Source organism: Corynebacterium doosanense CAU 212 = DSM 45436, assembly GCF_000767055.1.
GTDB classification, from domain to species: Bacteria; Actinomycetota; Actinomycetes; order Mycobacteriales; family Mycobacteriaceae; genus Corynebacterium; species Corynebacterium doosanense.
On sequence record NZ_CP006764.1, the window covers coordinates 1,656,201 to 1,674,938 of the forward strand.

Consider the following 18,738-nt stretch of genomic DNA (forward strand, 5'->3'; position numbering starts at 1 on the left):
GCCCGCTTGTATGCTTGGCGGTCATGACTGTTCGAGAGACTCCCCAGGCACTGGGCATCGATGTCGGGGGTTCCGGCATCAAGGGTGCCGTCGTTGATCTGACCACCGGGGAGTTCGTCACCGAACGCCACAAGATCGACACCCCGCGCCCCTCCACCCCGGAGGCGGTCGCCGCGGAGATCCTCAACATCGTCGGTCACTTCGGCTGGGACGGGCCGGTGGGCATCACGCTGCCGTCCGTGATCAAGGACCAGGTGGCCCGCTCGGCCGCGAACATCGACAAGAGCTGGGTCGGCACGGACGTCGCCGAGCTCTTCCACCGCCACCTGCCCGGGCGCGAGGTCGCCGTGCTCAATGACGCGGATGCCGCGGGACTGGCGGAGGCGCAGTTCGGCCACCCCGATGCCCGCGTGGGCACGGTCATCTTCCTCACCTTCGGCACGGGCATCGGTTCGGCCTTCCTTCTCGACGGCGACCTGTTCCCCAACACGGAGCTGGGCCACCTCATGGTCGGCGAGCAGGAGGCGGAGCACCAGGCGTCGTCAGCCGTGAAGGACCGACTGGAGCTCAGCTACCGCAAGTGGGCCGCGCGGGTGAACACGGTGCTCGTGGAGTACGAGCGCCTGTTCTCCCCCACGACCTTCATCGTCGGCGGCGGCATCTCCCGCAAACACGAGAAGTGGGTTCCGCTGCTGGAGACCCAGACCCCGGTGCTGCCCGCCGAGCTGCGCAACCGCGCGGGCATCGTGGGTGCGGCCATGGCGGTCGCCGAGCGCATCACGCCCTAGTCGGCGGGCGTTCTCCCCGGGTCGGTGCACGGCACCTGAGAATTCTCACGTACACTAAGACGCAGTTCACCACAAGGGGTCTCCCCGGGGGGAAGTTCCACCGAGGAAATTCTTCCGGCCGACCTCGCGTTGTCACCGTTGTCCGGTGACGTAACGTGGAGCACCGATCGGCGGTTCCTCCCAGGAACGACAGCCGAGGGGATCCTCTCCCCCGCGGGAGGTTCCGCACCAAGCTTTGAGCGAAAGGGCGTACGTGGCAGCCACTGAATCTTCTGACAAGGCGAACGTGGAAGCAGTCGACGAAACTTCGTCAGCTGCTACTGCGGCTCCCGCCAAAAAGACCGCTAAGAAGGCCGTGAAAAAGACGGCCAAGAAGACTGCGCGCAAGGCGACGGCGAAGAAGACGACCCGCAAGGCTCCGGCCCGCAAGGCCACCGCCAAGACCGCCAAGGCAGCCCCCGCGCCGGAGACCCCGGACACCGCCGACGAGGTCGACACCTCCGTCGTCGACGCGAGCGAGCAGAACGTCACCGAGGACGTCGAGGAGCAGGACTTCGATCCCACCCTGGTCACCGAGGGCGTCGAGGACGACGACTTCGAGGAGCCCACCCTCGACGAGGCCGACGCCCCCGAGGACGAAGACGAGGAAAAGGCCGTCGTCGTCGACGCCGGTGCCTCCGTCTGGGACGAGGACGAGTCCGCCGCGCTGCGTCAGGCCCGCAAGGACGCCCAGCTCACCGCCTCGGCCGACTCCGTGCGTGCGTACCTCAAGCAGATCGGCAAGGTGGCGCTACTCAACGCCGAGGAGGAGGTCTCCCTGGCCAAGCGCATCGAGTCCGGCCTCTACGCCCAGCACCGTCTCGAGGAGATGGAGAAGGCCCTGCAGGCCGGCGACAAGGACGCGAAGCTCACACCCGCGTTCAAGCGCGACCTGCGTGCCGTGTCCCGCGACGGCCGCAAGGCGAAGAACCACCTGCTCGAGGCCAACCTCCGCCTGGTGGTCTCCCTGGCCAAGCGCTACACCGGTCGTGGCATGGCGTTCCTGGACCTCATCCAGGAGGGCAACCTCGGTCTGATCCGTGCCGTGGAGAAGTTCGACTACTCCAAGGGTTACAAGTTCTCCACCTACGCCACCTGGTGGATCCGCCAGGCCATCACCCGCGCCATGGCCGATCAGGCCCGCACGATCCGTATCCCGGTGCACATGGTCGAGGTCATCAACAAGCTGGGCCGCATCCAGCGTGAGCTGCTGCAGGACCTGGGCCGCGAGCCCACCCCGCAGGAGCTGGCCAAGGAGATGGACATCACCGAGGAGAAGGTCCTCGAGATCCAGCAGTACGCCCGCGAGCCGATCTCCCTCGACCAGACCATCGGAGACGAGGGCGACAGCCAGCTCGGCGACTTCATCGAGGACTCCGAGGCCGTCGTCGCGGTCGACGCCGTCTCCTTCACCCTGCTCCAGGATCAGCTGCAGGACGTCCTGCACACGCTGTCCGAGCGTGAGGCCGGCGTGGTTCGCCTGCGCTTCGGCCTCACCGACGGCATGCCGCGCACCCTCGACGAGATCGGCCAGGTCTACGGGGTCACGCGCGAGCGCATCCGGCAGATCGAGTCGAAGACGATGTCCAAGCTGCGCCACCCCTCGCGGTCGCAGGTTCTGCGCGACTACCTGGACTAACGGGCGTCGACACGCAAAAATCCCGACCACCTGCGGTCGGGATTTTTTGGTGCCTATCGACGCTCCGTGCCCACCAACTGCCCGTAGCGCGCGGGTAACCCGCCACGCCCGTAGCTCAGCCGCCGGTGGATCGCCTCGACCGGTCCGTTGCGCCCGGCGAGCTCGCACAGCCAGGCGGCCAGCACCGTCGTGCCCCAGACGCCCAGCGCCACAAACATCTGGCCGAAGGCGCCCATGTCCGCGCCGAGGCCGAGTGTGAAGGGCAGGCACAGCACAAAGAAGAGGATCGACTGCAGGATGTAGCCGGACATGGAACGTTTGCCCAGCGCGGTGATCATCGTCAGCGGGAGCGACCGGCGGGTGTCGCCGGAGGCCACGCGCGCCTGCAGCCCGCGGCAGGCCAGCAGCACCCCGGCGGCGATGCCCGGGCCGGTGAGGTAGCCGAACGCCTGGTTCATGCCGGAGAACACCGGTTCCCACCCGGCCGGGAGAACGCCGATGGCGGCCAGTCCCATCGGTGCGCCGACGAGCAGGACGATGGCCGCGGCGAGCGCAACCCAGCCCCAGAGAATCCGGGCGAAGTCCGCCGGGCGCTGGTGCACTCCCCTGCGGGCGGCGACGAACCCCAGGATCATGAGTGGGAGGATGCTGGCGCCCGCGACGGGGACGGAGAACAGGTATCCCAGCAGCCACACGAGGTTGCTGAGCAGGTACTCCGGGTAGGAGTCCGGGATGCCCGAGATCGACGCCGAGGGGATGTCCGGTGTGAGCGCCGTCAACGCCAGGGTGGCGAAAAGGTGCAGGCCGTAGAGCACACCCGCGATGATGAGCAGCGTCCGGTCACGCAACCGGATCATGGCGATGAGGATGAGCGCGAGCAAAGAGTAGAGGAAGATGATGTCGCCGAAGAAGAGCAGCAGACAGTGCAGCACACCGATCCCGGCGAGGATGCCGTAGCGCCTGGCCAGCGTCCCCTGCGCCGCACCGACCGGATAGGCGCGCCGCCACAGGCTCACGGCGATGAGCCCGACCCCGAAACCCAGCAGGGTGGAGAACATGGGCAGCCCCCGCACGTGGGCGAACATGGCCGAGAGCACCACCGCCAGCTGATCCAGGGTGCCGCCGGGGCCGACGCCGCCGAAGTCCGCCCCGGCAAGGGAGGGGTCGGTGCCGGCCCAGGACGGGATGTTCGCCCAGGCGATGCCAAAAAGGGCCAGCCCCCTGGCAACGTCGGGAGCGACGATGCGAGGGGGCTGGTGGGTTGTCGTAGTCACTACTGCGCGAGAGCGTCTTCGATGCAGGTCTGCATGGCTGCCTGGTCACCGATGGAGAGGCAGTCCATGGCTCCGGTGGAACCCAGGAAGGCCAAGGCGAAGCCGAACAGCACCAGCGGGAGGACGATCGCCAGGATGGACAGCACCAGGCCGGCCACGGACATGCCCATGCGGCGGCCGGGGCCGACGATCTTGCGGGCCTTGACCACGGCGAGGATGCCCACGACGAGGCCGATGATGCCGACAAAGAAGCCGAGGCCGCCGACGACCAGGCCGAGCAGCGCGATGATGCCGATGACCAGCGACGCGATGGCCAGGCCGTTGGTCTCGCCGGTCACGGGTGCTCCGGCGGCCGGCTGGGTCTCGGCGTAGTTGCCGTAGCCGCCGAGCTGATCGTTGGTGCCGGCTGCCCCGTAGCCCGGGGTGGTGTTGCCGACGTTGCCGGTGTTGCCGTAGTTCTCGTAGCCACCGTAGGGGCTGGTGTTTCCGGCCCCGGTGTTGCCGACTCCGTTGTTCACGTTGTCATTTCCGTATTCGCCTGGTTCGCGCGTGGTCATGCGAAGTCAACTCCTCTTGAGATCTCGTTCGGCCCCTTGTCGGGGCCAGGACAAAGTTCGCCCCGAGTGTAGTTCACCCCGACCCCTCACCCCGGGGGTGGGGGGATCACCAGGTACGAAGGTAGGCGATCCGGTCGCGCAGCTGCTCGGCGGAGCACAGCGCGGTGGGCGGGCCGCCGCAGGCCTGACGCACCTCGGTGTGCACGGAGCCGTGCGGGCGACCGGTGCGCCCCGCCACCACCGAGACAATGGTGTTGAGCTCCTTGCGCAGCTGGGGGATCTCTTCGCTGGCCACCTTGCCCGCCGTGGCGGGTTTTCCCTCGATGGCCCGTCTGCGGGCCTCCTCGGCCTCGCGCTCCCTGCGGGCCTTGTCCTGCTCGTCTCGGGCGTCGAGCTGGTCCTCCTGCCGCTTGCGCAGCAGGGCCTTGACCTGGTCGGCATCGAGAAGCCCGGGCAGTCCCAGGTACTCCTGCTCCTCCTCCGAGCCGGAGAGGGTGCCGGTGCCGTAGGTCGAGCCGTCGTAGATCAGGGAGTCCAGCTCGGCGATGGCACCGAGGGATTCGTAGCTGCCCGGCTCGTCGGGTTCGTTCTGCTCGCGGTTCGCGGCCGCGAGCTCGTCGTCCTCCCAGCCCTCCTTGGGCCGCTCGGGTTTGCCCAGCACGTGGTCGCGCTGCTTCTCCAGGTTCTCGGCCAGGCCCAGCAGCACCGGCACCGAGGGGAGGAACACACTCGCGGTCTCACCGGGCATGCGCGAACGCACGAAACGGCCGATGGCCTGCGCGAAGAACAGCGCGGTGGACGCGGAGGTGGCGTAGACACCCACGGCCAGGCGTGGCACGTCGACCCCCTCGGAGACCATGCGCACGGCGACCATCCACTCGTCGGTGGAGTCGGAGAACGCCTGGATGCGCTCGGAGGAACCCGGCTCGTCGGAGAGCACCACCGCGACCGGGGTGGAGGAGAGCTCTCCGAGGATCTTGGCGTAGGCGCGTGCCGTCTTGGTGTCGCTGGCGATGACCAGCCCGCCCGCGTCGGGCATGTTGCGACGCAGCTGCATCAGGCGGGTGTGCGCCGCGGTGAGCACCGCGGGGATCCACTCGCCCTTGGGATCCAGCGCGGTCTTCCACGCCCGGGCGGTCTGCTCGGCGTTGAGCGGCTCACCGAGGCGGGCCTCGTACTCGTCACCGGCGCTGTCGCGCCAGCGCGCCTGCCCGGAATAGGCGAGGAAGACGACGGGTCGGACCACGCCGTCGCGAAGCGCCTCGGAGTAACCGTAGGTGTAGTCCGAGCGCGACACGAGGTGACCCTCGCCGTCCTCGTCGTAGCGGACGAAGGGGATGGCGGAGTCGTCGGAGCGGAACGGCGTACCGGTGAGCGCGAGGCGGTGCACGACGTCGTTGTACGCCTCGCGCACGCCGTCACCCCAGCTCTTGGCGTCGCCGGCGTGGTGGATCTCGTCGAGGATGACCATGGTGCGCTTCGACGACGCCACCGCGTGGTGCTTGAACGGGTGCATGCCCACCTGGGCGTAGGTGACCACGATGCCGTCGTAGGCGGGGTTCACGGCCGAGGAGTTGGTGAACTCGTGGTCGAGCGAGAGCCCCACCCGCGCCGCGGCCGAGGCCCACTGCACCTTGAGGTGCTCGGTGGGGACGACGACGATGATGCGGTCGACGCTGCGGTCGGCCAGCAGCATGGCGGACATGGTCAGGGCGAAGGTGGTCTTGCCCGCGCCGGGGGTGGCCACGGCGGTGAAGTCGGTGGGGCGCTCGGCCATGAACCTGGCCAGGGCCTGCTGCTGCCAGGCGCGGAGCTGGGGAAGTGCGGGGGTTGCGGGTGAAGTCACTTCTTGCGCAGGCCCTTGAAGACTCGCTCGCAGTCGGGGCAGACCGGGGATCCGGGCTTGGCGGACTTGGTCACGGGGAAGGTCTCTCCGCACAGGGCGACGACCATGCGTCCGTTGACGGCCGAGTCGACGATCTTGTCCTTCTTGACGTAGTGGAAGAACTTGGGGGTGTCGTCGCCGGTCCCCGTGCTGGTGTCCTCCCGGATGTCCGGGCGCTCAATCGTTTTCGTCGTAGTACTCACGGCACCCATCATGCCCCACGTCCGCAATACCGGCAGCCGGTGGGTCTAGGCTGGGGAAACCATGGAGGAGCCGAACGTGATTCACCCGGAGGTCGACCGGACCGCGGACGGGAACGCCCGGCGTTTCGCCCTGCGTCGGGGCCCTTCCGAGCTCATCACCACGGCCCGGACCTCGTCGTTCCAGAATCGTCGGCGGCGTCGCCGGTGGTATCTGGCGCTCCAGTTCAGCCGGGTGGTCACGACCATTCTCGCGGCCCTGGCCTACTTCGTGTGGGACAACGTCCCGTTGACCATCGTGCTCATCGTCCTGGCCGTCCCGGCGCCCGCGATCGCGGTGGTCATCGCCAACGAACCTCACGAGCGCAAGGACAAGCGCGAGCGCAACACGTACAAACCCGGCCTCGCCCGGCAGTTGCAGACGGAGCACGAGGCCCGGCAGGTGGCCCCGCCCGAGCACCGCCTCGACACCCTGCCCATGATCATCGACCACACCGAACCCGACCACCCGGAGACCTGACCCCGCCATGACCCACCGCTCCCCCCTCACCGTCGCGGCCGTCGAGCTCGCCCCCCGACTACGCGAGCTCGGTTTCACCGCCGACGGCATCGCCCTGCACCTCGGACCCGCCGCCACCGACGCCCTGCACCGGGGAGAGCCCGGCGCCGTGCGCCGCCGGGTGAGCGATTCCTCTCCCCTGAGCACGGTGATCCGGTGGTTCCTGCTCCGCGACACGCTGCCGGACGACCTTCTCGCGGACGTCCTCGGCCCGCGGGTGCTCGGCCTGCTCCGGGACGCCGGTGCCGCGGGGGCCACCACCTCGGGGTCCCGGATGCTTATCGACGTCCGCCCCCACGTCATCGCCGGTGAACACCGCCTGGTCTTCTCCGACTTCGACGCCTCCATGACCGAGGTGATCCCGGGGCCCGACCATGTCCTGGGCGTGGGCGCCGCCAGCCTCTCCCTGCTGGGATCCGCTCCCCTGTCCCCGGTGGGTTCCGTGCTCGATCTGGGCACGGGTTCCGGCGTGCTGGCGCTGGCACAGGCCGGCTGCGCCGGGTCGGTCACCGCTACGGACGTCCACAGCCCCGCCCTAGACTTCGCCGAGGCCACCGCGGCCGCCGCCGGGTTGGCCGGGAAGATCATCTTCCGCGAGGGGTCGTGGTTCGAGCCCGTCGTGGGTGAGCGTTTCGACCGGATTGTCGCCAACCCTCCCTTCGTGGTCGGGCTTCCCGAGGTCGGGCATGTCTACCGCGACTCCGGCCTGGATCTCGACGGCGCCAGCGAGCTCGTGGTCGCGGGAGCGCCGGAGCATCTCACCGACGGCGGAACGGCCCACCTGCTCGCCGCGTGGGTGCACACCCCGGCGCAGTCCTGGCAGCAGCGGGTGGCGTCGTGGCTTCCCGACCGCGGCATCGAGGCCTGGGTGCTGCAGCGCGACGTCGCCGACCCCGAGCTCTACGTAGGTACGTGGCTGCGTGACGAGTCCCTCGACCCCCGCTCGCCCGAAGCCCAGGAGCGCACCCGCGCCTGGCTCGACCACTTCGCCGAGCACGACGTCACGGGCATCGGCTTCGGGTTCGTGGCGCTGCGCGAGATCGGTGACCGCCCCACCGAGGTCACCGCCGAGGAACTGTCCCAGCCCTTCACCGATCCGCTCGGCCCGGAGGTGGAGGAGTACTTCCTGCGCACCGCGTGGCTGCGTGACCGGGACGCGGCCGAGGTCGCGGCGGCGCGCTTCCGGATGCGCCCGGGTGTGGCCCGCGAGCAGGTCAGCCTCCCCGACACGGAGGAAGGGGTCGGCTTCTCCCCCGCCGCACTGCGCCTCACCCGCACGGACGGCCCCCGGTTCAGCCACGACGTCGACGAGGCCATCGCCGCCATCGTGGCGGGCCTGCGGCCCGACGGGCTGAACCTCGAGGAGACGGTCGGGCTCTTCGCCGTCTCCCGGAGCCTCGACGAGGACACGCTCATCGAGGGCGCCGTGGCCGCGGTGGTCGACCTCGTGCGCCACGGGCTGCTCCTGCCGGCCGATCTCACGGAGGAGAGCTAGATGAGGGCCGTGCTCACCCGGGTCAGCTCGGCCTCGGTCAGCGTCGACGGCGAGATCGTCGGCGCGATCGAGGCCCCGGAGACCGGAGGAATCCTCGCCCTCATCGGGGTCTCGCGTGACGACGACTCCGCCGACGTGTCCACCATGGTGCGCAAGATCGCCGAACTGCGGATGCTGGACGGCGAGGTGTCCGCCGTCGACGTGGGTGCGCCGGTGCTCGTGGTCAGCCAGTTCACCCTGCAGGGCCGCACGGCGAAGGGACGGCGGCCGTCGTGGTCCGACGCGGCGCCCGGAGACCAGGCCGAGCCGTTGATCCGGGAGGTAATCGACGGCCTGCGGGAGCGGGGTCTCGAGGTCGCCGAGGGGCGGTTCGGGGCCATGATGTCGGTCTCCTCCGTCAACGATGGGCCTTTTACTTTGCTGGTAGAAACCGGGAACTCCACCCTCCGGGGGTAGCGGGGAACTTATCTGTGGGGCGGTGCGTTGTACCAGATAGATCGCGACTTCTAGGAGGCACCATGAGCCAAACGGCCACCGCAACCCTCAGTGACCAGGACAAGCAGGAGGTCGACCCGGGCAGCCGGCGAAACCAGACGAACGACAATCCGGCAGCGGACCTCGTCCGTGTGTATCTCAACGGCATCGGCAAGACGGCGCTGCTCAATGCCGAGGAAGAGGTCGATCTCGCCCAGCGCATCGAGGTCGGGCTCTACGCCCAGTTCCTGCTCGATGACCCGGACACCAAACTCACCCGCGCGAACAAACGCGACTACAAGATCCTCGCCCGCGAAGGCCGCAAGGCACGCTCCCACCTCCTCGAGGCCAACCTCCGCCTCGTGGTCTCGTTGGCCAAGCGCTACACCGGTCGCGGGATGCCCCTGCTGGATCTCATCCAGGAGGGCAACCTCGGCCTGATCCGCGCAATGGAGAAGTTCGACTACTCCAAGGGTTTCAAGTTCTCTACGTACGCCACGTGGTGGATCCGCCAGGCCATCACCCGCGGCATGGCCGACCAGTCGCGCACCATCCGCCTCCCGGTCCATCTGGTCGAGCAGGTGAACAAACTCTCGCGCATCAAGCGGGAGATGTACCAGTCCCTGGGCCGCGAAGCCACCAACGAGGAGCTCGCGGACGAGTCCGGGATCGACGAGTCCAAGATCGAGATGCTCCTGCGTCAGTCGCGCGATCCGGTGAGCCTGGACATGCCCGTCGGCGCCGACGAGGAGGCACCCCTGGGTGACTTCATCGAGGACGCCGAGGCCACCGACGCCGAGTCTGCGGTCGTCGCGGCCATGCGCCACGAGGACATCCGCGGTGTCATCGAGTCGCTGGAGCAGCGTGAGCAGGACGTCATCCGCCTGCGTTACGGCCTGGACGACGGCGTGCCCCGCACCCTCGACCAGATCGGCCGTCGATTCGGCCTCTCCCGCGAGCGTGTCCGCCAGATCGAACGTGAGGTCATGGCGAAGCTGCGTGCCGGCGACCGGGCCAGCCGCCTGCGCGAGTACGCCCTCTAGAACAACCGAATTTTTCCCGGGACAACCCCCGGGTCCGTCAGCGGCCCTCGTCGCGCGGTGGTCGTATGTTCACGTCCACGCGGCGGGGGCCGTCAGGTACGCTCAGCGTCACCACGCTTTGACTCGTCTCCGGTCACGACCGACGCTCCGACGCGTCAATGGAAGAAAGGGCATTTCTTAACTAATCATGAGAGACCTCGTCGACACCACGGAAATGTACCTCCGCACCATCTATGAGCTCGAGGAAGAGGGCATCACTCCGCTGCGCGCGCGCATCGCGGAACGCCTCGAGCAGTCCGGGCCGACCGTCTCCCAGACCGTCGCCCGCATGGAGCGCGACGGTCTGCTGCACGTGCGCACCGACCGCAGCCTGGAACTGACCCAGCCCGGCCGACAGCTCGCCACCTCCGTCATGCGCAAGCACCGTCTGGCGGAGCGGCTGCTCACCGACGTGCTCGGTCTGGACATTCACCGTGTCCACGACGAGGCCTGCCGCTGGGAGCATGTCATGAGCGAGGACGTCGAACGCCGCGTTGTGGCCGTGCTCGAGGACTCCTCCCGCTCGCCCTTCGGCAACCCCATCCCGGGCCTGGAGGAGCTCGGTGTCGAGGCCGCCGACGTCTCCGACACGGGGATCCGGGCCATTGACCTGTCCTCCCCCGGCCCGGTGCGCGCCCGGATCGTGCAGCTCAATGAGATCCTCCAGGTCGACGCTGGCCAGTTCCGCTCCCTGGAGAGAGCCGGGATCCGTCCCGGCGCCGAGGTCACGGTGACCTCCAACGCGAACTCGGTCACCATCGCCTCCGCGGACGGCCAGCAGGTCGAACTCGCCGGGGATCTGGCACACGCGCTGCGCATCGAAGTGCTGGACCAGTAGCGGGCATGAAACTTCTGGTCACCGGCGGAGCCGGCTACGTGGGCAGCGTCTGCGCGACGGTGCTGCTCGAGGCCGGCCACGACGTCACCGTCATCGACAACTTCAGCACGGGCAACCGGGCGGCGGTCCCGTCCGGCGCGGAACTGGTTGAGGGGGAGGTCGCGAACGTCATCGACGACGTTCTCTCCTCCGGCGGGTTCGACGCGGTCTTCCACTTCGCCGCCCGCTCCCTCGTCGGCGAGTCCATGGAGGTGCCCGAGGAGTACTGGCGAGACAATGTCGGCACCACGCTGACGCTGCTCGAGGCCATGCGCACCCACCGGGTCGGCAACCTGGTGTTCTCCTCCACCGCCGCGACCTACGGCGAGCCGGACCGGGTCCCCATCACCGAGGACATGGCCACGGCCCCCACCAATCCCTACGGCGCCACCAAACTCTCCATCGACTACGCCATCACGTCCTACTGCGCCGCGCACGGCATCGCCGCCACCAGCCTGCGCTACTTCAACGTGGCCGGGGCGTACGGCTCCGTCGGGGAGAACCGGGAAGTGGAGACCCACCTCATTCCGCTGGTGCTGCAGGTCGCCCTCGGCCACCGGGACCACATTTCCGTCTTCGGCACCGACTGGCCCACCGCCGACGGCACTGCGGTGCGCGACTACATCCACGTCCGTGACCTCGCCGCCGCCCACGTGCTGGCCTTCGAGTCGAACGAACCGGGGGTCCACCGCATCTACAACCTGGGCTCCGGGGACGGGTACTCCGTCCGCGAGGTCATCGACATGTGCCGGGAGGTCACCGGCCGGGACATCCCGTTGGTGGAGACCGGCCGACGGGCGGGCGACCCGGCCGTACTGATCGCCTCGTCCGAGAAGATCAAACGTGAGCTGGGCTGGTCGCCCGAGCGAACCGACCTGCGCACCATCGTCACCGATGCTTGGGCATTCACCTCGGCGCTGGGCGACAAAGCACACTCCGCACGCCGCCTCACCTAACATTCGGCGAGTCCGCGCCGCGCGACCTCACTGCCGCGGGAAACGCTCTCGAGCAGGGAGTCCAGATCACCGGTATGCAGCAGGTGGAGAATCAGCCGCGAGAGCGAATGCCGCGGCACCTCCGCCAACGCGGTGATCAAAGCCGGATTCGCCGCCATGGGAAACCCCTCCGCGATCACCGCCAGCGCATGGAGGCACAACGCGTTGGCCCGGGCGTTCCCCCGGAGCGACTTCGCCGCCGCCAGCATGACCGGGCCGGCCGCGGCCGGCATGCCGAGCACATCCCCCACCGCCGCGTCACGCAGCTGAGTCTCACCGAGGACGGCCGCGCACACGGCGAGCAGTTCCTCATCGGCCAGGAGCACCTCCTCGTCCAGCCCCTCCGCGTCGGCGATCATGGCCCCGAGCTCCTCGACCAGCCCGACGCCACCGCCCCACCGGCCCGTGCCCGCCCACTCTCCGATCCGGGCCAGTTCGGACGCTGAGAGGAAGGGGTTTCCCCGGGTGAACCTGTCGAAGACGTCCTTCCGGCTCACCTCGGGCAGCTTCCCGGCGGCCACCCACTGCTCCATGGCCGCGGAGCCGACGACACTGCTCACCGTCCCACCGGCCCATCCGGGAATGGCACACTCGCCGACCGCCGGCCGCAGTGAGACGTAGCGGCTGCCGGTGAGGACCTCCTCGCACCCCCAGATCCCGGCGAGGGTGGCCGCCGAGTCGGCCACGGCGTCCTCGATGAGACGCAGGCTCTCCAGCAGCTGGGGACTGTGGAGTGACCCGCCCAGAACCTCCGCCGAGATGACAAAGGCGCACACGAGGTCGCAGTCGGCGATCGTCCCGCCGCCGCGGAAGAGTTCCCGCACTCCGTCGGTCGTCCCGATGTCCAGGCGCAGAATCGGGCCGAGGGAATACGTCGATCCGGCCACGGACTCGAACGTGGCCAGCACGATCGACTCACGGGGAAAGAAACCGAGGATGGCGGGAAGGTTGGCGATGAGTTGACCGGGGTCGGTCAGCGACTGGGGATTCGAGCTCTGGCAAGCCGTGCGTTCTGTCATGGGCCCCACTGTGACCGGCCGGGAGGACACCGTCATCCCGGTGCAGGAGCTCCTGTGGATAACACGCGTTTTGGGTGATCCGACACGCACTTGTCCACAGAGGTCACCCCGCAGGCGGGCGCCGTTTGCTAATCTGACGGCTCTACGGTGGCCGTCGATAAGTTTCCGTTCCCTCGTTGTTTCGGGAATCTTTCCGGTGGCACACACGTTGAACAGGGTACGTATGACGGTGGATTGAACCACAGGATGAGCGAGAAGCGAGTTCGTCAGTCCCCACCAGGATCTACGAGCCAAGGAGGATCCACAATGCAGGACAATTCACGGATGTATGAGCTGGAGTACCCCGCCCCCAAGGTCGACTCCGACGCCTCGCGCGGCCCGGTGCTCATCGTCGCCCTCCAGGGGTTCGCGGACGCCGGCATGGCCGTGGACAACTCGGCCAACCACCTCAAGGCCGCCCTGGATTCCCGCCCGGTCGTGTCCTTCCACAACGACGAGCTCATCGACTACCGCTCCCGGCGCCCCGCCGTGACCCTGGAGGACAACTCCGTCGCGGAGATCGAGGACCTCACGCTGGACATCCGCGTGCTGCGGGACAACGACGAAACCCCGTTCCTCCTGCTCTCCGGCCCGGAGCCGGACATGCGCTGGGAGGCCTTCACCGGCGCGGTGGCGGATCTGGCGGACAAGTACAACGTGGAGTCGACGATCTGCCTCTACGGCGCCCCGATGACCGTCCCCCACACCCGCCCGCTGGTGGTTTCGGCCCACGGCAACGACAAGGATCTTCTCCGCGACCTGTTCACCCTGGACACGAAGGTGACCATGCCGGGGTCCGCCTCCCTGTTCCTCGAGCGCGAGCTGCACAAGCGTGGCCGCAAGGTCGCCGGCTACACCGCGCACGTGCCCCACTACATCGCCCAGGGCCCCTACCCGCAGGCGACGCACCACCTGCTCCGCGCGGTGGCCGAGTCGACGGGTCTGAGTTTCCCGCTGCAAAGCCTGGAGAAGGACATGGAACGCACCGAGTCGCAGCTGGAGGACTACCTGGCGGACAACATGGAGATCATCCAGGTGGTCTCCGCCCTGGAGCAGCAGTACGACGAGGAGCTGGAGCGATACCGCAGCAAGCACCCGGACGCGCTGTTGCCGGGCGAGGCGCCGCTGCCCACGGGTGAGGAGATCGGCGAGGAGTTCGAACGTTTCCTCGCCTCCATCGACCACGAGGACCCGACGCAATCGGACGACACCGAAAGTTAGGCCCGGCCCCTCGGCTACGGTGGGTCAGGTGAACCTCGCCGACCTGCTGCCCGACCTCGCCGACGTCCCGGAGTCGCTTCTCGACGACGCCGTCTACGATTCGTTCCTCACCTGGACCCGTGACCGGGGCATCACCCTCTACCCCGCCCAGGAGGAGGCCTCGCTGGCGGTGCTCGCCGGCGACAACGTCATCCTGGCCACCCCGACGGGCTCCGGCAAGTCCATGGTGGCCAACGCCTCCCACTTCATCGCCATGGCCCGCGGCCAGCGCTCCTTCTATACCGCGCCGATCAAGGCCCTGGTGAGCGAGAAGTTCTTCGCCCTCTGCGAGATCTTCGGGCCGGAGAACGTGGGCATGATGACGGGAGATGTCACCGTCAACGCCAAGGCCCCCATCATCGCCGCGACGGCGGAGATTGTCGCCAACATCGCGCTGCGCGACGGCGCCGAGGCAGAGATCGACCAGGTGGTCATGGACGAGTTCCACTACTACTCCGATCCCGAGCGCGGGTGGGCGTGGCAGGTGCCGCTGCTGGAGCTTCCCAAGACCCAGTTCGTGCTCATGTCCGCCACCCTGGGTGACACCAGCGCGCTGCAGGCAGACCTCACCGAGCGCACCGGCAGGGACACCTCGCTGGTCGCGGGCACCACCCGTCCCGTGCCGCTGGACTTCCACTACGTGTTCACCCCGGTCCACGAGACCATCGAGGAGCTCATCCAGGACGGCAAGGCGCCGATCTACGTCGTGCACTTCTCCCAGCGCGAGGCCACCGAGCGGGCCCAGGCGCTGACCAGCCTGGAACTGATCACCCGGGAGGAGAAGGAGCGCATCGCCGAAGAGATCGGCGACTTCCGTTTCACCTCCGTCTACGGCCGGCAACTGTCCAAGCTGGTGCGCCGCGGCATCGGTGTCCACCACGCCGGCATGCTGCCCAAGTACCGCCGGCTGGTGGAGAAACTCTCCCAGACCGGCCTGCTCAAGGTCATCTGCGGCACCGACACTCTGGGCGTGGGCATCAATGTTCCCATCCGCACCGTGCTGTTTACCGGTCTGGCCAAGTACGACGGCACCCGGCAGCGCGTGCTCAAGTCGAGGGAGTTCCACCAGATCGCCGGGCGCGCGGGCCGCGCGGGTTACGACACCGAGGGCACCGTCATCGTCGAGGCACCGGAGCACGAGATCGAGAACGTGCGCCTGCGCCGCAAGGCCGGGGACAACCCGAAGAAACTCAAGAAGATCCGCAAGAAATCCGCCCGCGACGGGGAGGTCTCCTGGTCGGAGAACACCTTCCTCCGCCTCACCGAGGCCGAGCCCGAGCAGATGAACAGCCAGTTCAAGGTGTCCAACTCCATGCTCATCAACGTGCTGGAACGCCACGGCGACGCCTACGACCACCTGCGCCACCTCATCCGCACCAACCACGATCCCCGGGCGAAACAGAACCAGGACATCCTCACCCTGCTGGCACTGCTGCGTGGCCTGGTCGACGCGGGGCTGGTGAAACGTCGAGAAGCTCCCGACCGCTACGGCCGCACCTACCACCTCACCCGGGAACTCCCCCGCGACTTTGCGCTCAACCAGCCGTTGGCGCCCTTCGCGCTCGCCGCGCTCAGCCTGCTCGACCCGGAGTCGGACACGTTCACCCTCGATGTCATCAGCGTGTTCGAGGCCATCCTCGACGATCCGCGTCCGATCCTGCGCGCCCAGCAGCACGAGGCCCGGGGCGAGGAGATCGCGGCACTGAAGGCCGACGGCGTGGACTACACCGAGCGCATGGCCCTGGTTGAGGACGTCACCCACCCGAAGCCGCTGGAGGAGCTGCTCGATCAGGCCTACGAGACCTTCGCGCAGACCCAGCCGTGGGTGAAGGAGTTTGAGCTGTCGCCGAAGTCGGTGGTGCGCGAGATGATCGAGAAGGCGATGACCTTCTCCGACCTCGTCGCCCTCTACTCGCTCTCGCGCTCCGAGGGGGTGGTGCTGCGTTATCTCACCGACGCGTGGCGCACGCTGCGTCAGTCCGTGCCGGACGAGTACATGACCGAGCAGCTCGGGGACGTCATCGAGTGGCTGGGCGAGCTGATCAAGCAGGTCGACTCCTCGCTCATCGACGAATGGACCCGCATGGGCAGCGAGGACACCCCGATCTCCGAGGAGGCTCTCGAGCGCGAGCTCGCCTTCGGGGTGGAGGACCCCTCGGCGCTGACGGCCAACCGCCGGGCCTTCACCGTGATGGTGCGCAACTTCTTCTTCCGCCTCGTCGACCTCTTCGCGCTGGAGAAGGAGGATCAGCTGGCAGCGATGGTCAGCCACCTCGAGGAGGCCCCGGACTTCCCCGCAGCGATGGACGACTACTTCGACGAGTACGCCGACCTCGACGCCGGCCAGGCGGCCCGGGGGGCGGAGTTCTTCCGGCTCACGGAGAACGGGCGCCGGTGGGAGGTGCGGCAGATCCTCAAGGATCCGGAGGGGGACAACTCCTACGCCTTCGTCGGCACGGTGGATCTGGACGCGTCGGATGCGGCGGGCGAGGTGCGCCTCAGCGAGCTGAGAATAGAGCGTCAATAGCTTATGGGTATAAAACCTGGCTGAAATGGTTGTGAACCTATAGAACGTTGGATAGCCTATAGGAATGAGCAATAAAGAGTACCGGCCCACCCTGGCGCAACTCCGCACCTTCGTCACCGTCGCGGAGAAGCGCCACTTCGGCACCGCCGCGACCAAGCTCGGTATCTCCCAGCCCTCGCTCTCCCAGGCGCTGGTCGCCCTCGAGAAAGGCCTGGGCATCCAGCTCATCGAACGCTCCACCCGCAAGGTGATCATCACCTCCGCGGGCGAGGAGCTGCTGCCCTACGCCAAGGCCACCCTCGACGCCGCCGACGCCTTCCTCTCCCACTCCCGCGGGACGGTAGGCACCCTCACCGGGCCGCTGAACATCGGGATCATCCCCACCGCGGCGCCGTACATCCTCACCGAACTGCTGGCCGCGGGCCAGAATCAGTACCCGGATCTGGAACCGCGCTTCATCGAGGGGCAGACGACGGAACTCATCCAGATGCTTCGCGACGGCAACATCGACGTCGCCCTCATCGCCATACCCTCCGACGCCCAGGGGCTGGTGGACATGCCCCTCTACGTCGAGGACTTCGCGGTCGTGGTCCCGGCCAACCACGAACTCGCCGGCCGGGACGATCTCACCCTTGACGACCTGCACAAACTCGAACTGCTGCTGTTGGACGACGGCCACTGCCTGCGTGATCAGGTCCTCGACCTGTGCCGCCTGGCGGACATCAATCCCAGCGAGGCCTCCAGCACCCTGACCCGGGCCACCTCGCTGACCACCATCATGCGCCTGGTCGCGGGCGGGCTCGGTGCCACGCTGGTGCCGGAGACCGCACTCAACCCCGAGCTGGAGGGCCTCGGCCTGTCCACCTCCCGCTTCTCCGACGCGGTCACGGCGCAGCGCGAGATGGGGCTGGTGTACCGCAGCTCCTCGACCCGCGCGGGAGAGTTCACGCAGCTGGGCGAGCTCATCACGCAGGCGTTCGAGCGCTCCCGGGCCAGCGAGACCGCCAGCTAGCTAGCGCGCTGCTCCACGGGGAGTTCGAATCCCGGCGCCTGACGGTAGAGGTGGGCGTAGGTGAGAATGACCGCGGGGAGGACCACCAGCACGCCCAGGCCCAGGGTGACGATCACCGCGAGGGCTCCCACCAGGCCCATGAGAAACATCGCGAGCAGCAGCTTGCCGTAATTGCGCGCGCCGGCGGAGATGCCCAGGCGGATCGCGTCGACAAATCCCGCCCGGCGATCAGCCAGATAGTACGGGATGAAGACCATCAGCGGAGCGATGAGCAGAGAGATCAGCGTCGCGCCGAGCTGACCGAGCAGCAGGCGGGACAAATCCTCCCAGTTCGTGGAGGGCTCCGCACCGGTGAGCGTCTGTACCGAACCCGTGGTCACCAACTCGGCCAGGGACATGATCAGCAGCCCGAGCACCGCGTTGAGGAGCAGGAAGCCGATCAGCGGGCCAGCATTCATACCGCGGAAGAAGTCTCCCCAGGCGATCTTCTGCCGGTCGAGCTGACGTATGGCGGCGTTGTAGAACACCAGGCTGACCGCCATACCCAGCAGGCCCGAGAGCAGGCTCAGGAGCGGGTTGGCCGCCGCCTCACGGCCCGAGCTGGCGACCGTGGCGATGGAGATGGCCATGCTCACCACGACGATCGCGGCGAAGAAGGCGAGTGCGCCCAGGATCCACACGGTCCAGTTCTTGAACGTGGCTCTGAACGCCCAGGCCACGGCCTTCATCACATCGACGGTTCCCGTGCCGGTCTCGCGGACACCGGGTTGCCCGGGGTTTCCCGCCGGTGCCCCGTAGCCGCCGGTCGCTCCGTAGGGCGCCTGGTAGCCCTGGTACGGGCTCTGGCCGTAACCCGGCTGATCCTCGGGGTGCGGGGTCTGCGGGTACTGCTCGTACGGGTTGCCGTTGTTCTCGTCTGCCATGACGGGGGATTTCTCGCTCTCATTCCGGGGACAAGGTGGGTGTCAATGCTCTGGGTGCGGGTACGCTGATCCAGGCGATTATGACTACCCACGA

17 protein-coding genes are annotated in these 18,738 nt (G+C 68.0%); 11 read left to right on the top strand and 6 right to left on the bottom strand.

What is annotated here, in order from left to right:
- Positions 1 to 23: 23 nt before the first annotated feature.
- Both ppgK and CDOO_RS08180 read left to right on the top strand, forming a co-directional pair.
- Positions 24 to 788, top strand: a complete 765-nt coding sequence (gene ppgK, locus CDOO_RS08175) for a polyphosphate--glucose phosphotransferase (protein ID WP_018021081.1) — start codon at positions 24 to 26, stop codon at positions 786 to 788.
- Between the two features lie 235 nt (positions 789 to 1,023).
- Positions 1,024 to 2,466 carry an RNA polymerase sigma factor gene (locus CDOO_RS08180; RefSeq protein ID WP_425389135.1) on the top strand — a complete coding sequence of 481 codons (1,443 nt, stop codon included), beginning with the start codon at positions 1,024 to 1,026 and terminating at the stop codon, positions 2,464 to 2,466.
- Positions 2,467 to 2,519: 53 nt separating this feature from the next.
- Here the strand turns inward: CDOO_RS08180 and CDOO_RS08185 are convergent, their stop codons facing one another.
- The 4 genes from CDOO_RS08185 to CDOO_RS08200 form a co-directional block, all read right to left on the bottom strand.
- Entirely contained in the window at positions 2,520 to 3,740 is a 1,221-nt protein-coding gene (locus tag CDOO_RS08185) for a DUF418 domain-containing protein (RefSeq protein ID WP_018021079.1), read from the bottom strand.
- Positions 3,740 to 4,297 (bottom strand): DUF4190 domain-containing protein, encoded by a 558-nt coding sequence (locus tag CDOO_RS13290; protein WP_018021078.1) that lies wholly within the window; start codon positions 4,295 to 4,297, stop codon positions 3,740 to 3,742. Before CDOO_RS13290 ends, CDOO_RS08185 begins: the two co-directional genes overlap by 1 nt.
- A gap of 106 nt (positions 4,298 to 4,403) precedes the next feature.
- The gene (locus CDOO_RS08195; protein ID WP_018021077.1) at positions 4,404 to 6,074 is read right to left on the bottom strand and encodes a DEAD/DEAH box helicase; all 1,671 of its coding nucleotides are present in this window, start codon (positions 6,072 to 6,074) and stop codon (positions 4,404 to 4,406) included.
- A gap of 65 nt (positions 6,075 to 6,139) precedes the next feature.
- Positions 6,140 to 6,385, bottom strand: coding sequence for a DUF3039 domain-containing protein (locus tag CDOO_RS08200; protein ID WP_026159232.1), 246 nt, complete (start codon positions 6,383 to 6,385; stop codon positions 6,140 to 6,142).
- A 61-nt stretch (positions 6,386 to 6,446) separates the two neighbouring features.
- Between CDOO_RS08200 and CDOO_RS08205 the strand changes: the two genes are divergently transcribed.
- The 6 genes from CDOO_RS08205 to galE all read left to right on the top strand — a co-directional run bounded on the left by CDOO_RS08205 (position 6,447) and on the right by galE (position 11,825).
- Positions 6,447 to 6,902 (top strand): DUF3099 domain-containing protein, encoded by a 456-nt coding sequence (locus tag CDOO_RS08205; protein WP_018021075.1) that lies wholly within the window; start codon positions 6,447 to 6,449, stop codon positions 6,900 to 6,902.
- Between the two features lie 7 nt (positions 6,903 to 6,909).
- Positions 6,910 to 8,436, top strand: coding sequence for a N5-glutamine methyltransferase family protein (locus tag CDOO_RS08210; RefSeq protein WP_018021074.1), 1,527 nt, complete (start codon positions 6,910 to 6,912; stop codon positions 8,434 to 8,436).
- Positions 8,437 to 8,892: a D-aminoacyl-tRNA deacylase gene (gene dtd, locus CDOO_RS08215; protein WP_018021073.1), complete on the top strand. Its 456-nt coding sequence runs from the start codon at positions 8,437 to 8,439 to the stop codon at positions 8,890 to 8,892.
- Positions 8,893 to 8,954: 62 nt separating this feature from the next.
- Positions 8,955 to 9,953: a sigma-70 family RNA polymerase sigma factor gene (locus CDOO_RS08220; RefSeq protein ID WP_018021072.1), complete on the top strand. Its 999-nt coding sequence runs from the start codon at positions 8,955 to 8,957 to the stop codon at positions 9,951 to 9,953.
- 187 nt (positions 9,954 to 10,140) lie between these two features.
- On the top strand, positions 10,141 to 10,830 hold the full coding sequence (locus CDOO_RS08225) for an iron-dependent transcriptional repressor DtxR (RefSeq protein ID WP_018021071.1): 690 nt from the start codon (positions 10,141 to 10,143) through the stop codon (positions 10,828 to 10,830).
- 5 nt (positions 10,831 to 10,835) lie between these two features.
- A complete protein-coding gene (gene galE / locus CDOO_RS08230; RefSeq protein ID WP_018021070.1) occupies positions 10,836 to 11,825 on the top strand; it encodes a UDP-glucose 4-epimerase GalE in 990 nt (329 codons plus the stop codon).
- On the opposite strand, the gene CDOO_RS08235 is transcribed toward galE, so the two are convergent.
- Positions 11,822 to 12,883 carry a DUF4192 domain-containing protein gene (locus CDOO_RS08235; RefSeq protein ID WP_018021069.1) on the bottom strand — a complete coding sequence of 354 codons (1,062 nt, stop codon included), beginning with the start codon at positions 12,881 to 12,883 and terminating at the stop codon, positions 11,822 to 11,824. The genes galE and CDOO_RS08235 overlap by 4 nt on opposite strands.
- 306 nt (positions 12,884 to 13,189) lie before the next feature.
- Here CDOO_RS08235 and CDOO_RS08240 point away from each other — a divergent pair, with 306 nt between their 5' ends.
- The 3 genes from CDOO_RS08240 to CDOO_RS08250 all read left to right on the top strand — a co-directional run bounded on the left by CDOO_RS08240 (position 13,190) and on the right by CDOO_RS08250 (position 17,721).
- Positions 13,190 to 14,143 (top strand): proteasome assembly chaperone family protein, encoded by a 954-nt coding sequence (locus CDOO_RS08240; RefSeq protein ID WP_020384542.1) that lies wholly within the window; start codon positions 13,190 to 13,192, stop codon positions 14,141 to 14,143.
- Positions 14,144 to 14,171: 28 nt separating this feature from the next.
- The gene (locus CDOO_RS08245) at positions 14,172 to 16,709 is read left to right on the top strand and encodes a DEAD/DEAH box helicase (RefSeq protein WP_020384541.1); all 2,538 of its coding nucleotides are present in this window, start codon (positions 14,172 to 14,174) and stop codon (positions 16,707 to 16,709) included.
- 64 nt (positions 16,710 to 16,773) lie between these two features.
- Positions 16,774 to 17,721 carry a hydrogen peroxide-inducible genes activator gene (locus tag CDOO_RS08250; RefSeq protein WP_018021066.1) on the top strand — a complete coding sequence of 316 codons (948 nt, stop codon included), beginning with the start codon at positions 16,774 to 16,776 and terminating at the stop codon, positions 17,719 to 17,721.
- Here the strand turns inward: CDOO_RS08250 and CDOO_RS08255 are convergent.
- The gene (locus tag CDOO_RS08255) at positions 17,718 to 18,644 is read right to left on the bottom strand and encodes a DUF2189 domain-containing protein (protein ID WP_018021065.1); all 927 of its coding nucleotides are present in this window, start codon (positions 18,642 to 18,644) and stop codon (positions 17,718 to 17,720) included. The genes CDOO_RS08250 and CDOO_RS08255 overlap by 4 nt on opposite strands.
- Positions 18,645 to 18,738: the final 94 nt, after the last annotated feature.

What these genes read in the sequence shown, in the direction of transcription:
- CDOO_RS08225 (WP_018021071.1), top strand. Translation starts at nt 10,141, where the DNA reads ATGAGAGACCTCGTCGACACCACGGAAATGTACCTCCGCACCATCTAT.
- CDOO_RS08240 (WP_020384542.1), top strand. Translation starts at nt 13,190, where the DNA reads ATGCAGGACAATTCACGGATGTATGAGCTGGAGTACCCCGCCCCCAAG.
- CDOO_RS08235 (WP_018021069.1), bottom strand. Translation starts at nt 12,883, where the DNA reads ATGACAGAACGCACGGCTTGCCAGAGCTCGAATCCCCAGTCGCTGACC.
- CDOO_RS08195 (WP_018021077.1), bottom strand. Translation starts at nt 6,074, where the DNA reads ATGGCCGAGCGCCCCACCGACTTCACCGCCGTGGCCACCCCCGGCGCG.
- CDOO_RS08220 (WP_018021072.1), top strand. Translation starts at nt 8,955, where the DNA reads ATGAGCCAAACGGCCACCGCAACCCTCAGTGACCAGGACAAGCAGGAG.
- dtd (WP_018021073.1), top strand. Translation starts at nt 8,437, where the DNA reads ATGAGGGCCGTGCTCACCCGGGTCAGCTCGGCCTCGGTCAGCGTCGAC.
- galE (WP_018021070.1), top strand. Translation starts at nt 10,836, where the DNA reads ATGAAACTTCTGGTCACCGGCGGAGCCGGCTACGTGGGCAGCGTCTGC.
- CDOO_RS13290 (WP_018021078.1), bottom strand. Translation starts at nt 4,297, where the DNA reads ATGACCACGCGCGAACCAGGCGAATACGGAAATGACAACGTGAACAAC.
- CDOO_RS08250 (WP_018021066.1), top strand. Translation starts at nt 16,774, where the DNA reads ATGAGCAATAAAGAGTACCGGCCCACCCTGGCGCAACTCCGCACCTTC.
- CDOO_RS08210 (WP_018021074.1), top strand. Translation starts at nt 6,910, where the DNA reads ATGACCCACCGCTCCCCCCTCACCGTCGCGGCCGTCGAGCTCGCCCCC.
- ppgK (WP_018021081.1), top strand. Translation starts at nt 24, where the DNA reads ATGACTGTTCGAGAGACTCCCCAGGCACTGGGCATCGATGTCGGGGGT.
- CDOO_RS08205 (WP_018021075.1), top strand. Translation starts at nt 6,447, where the DNA reads ATGGAGGAGCCGAACGTGATTCACCCGGAGGTCGACCGGACCGCGGAC.
- CDOO_RS08255 (WP_018021065.1), bottom strand. Translation starts at nt 18,644, where the DNA reads ATGGCAGACGAGAACAACGGCAACCCGTACGAGCAGTACCCGCAGACC.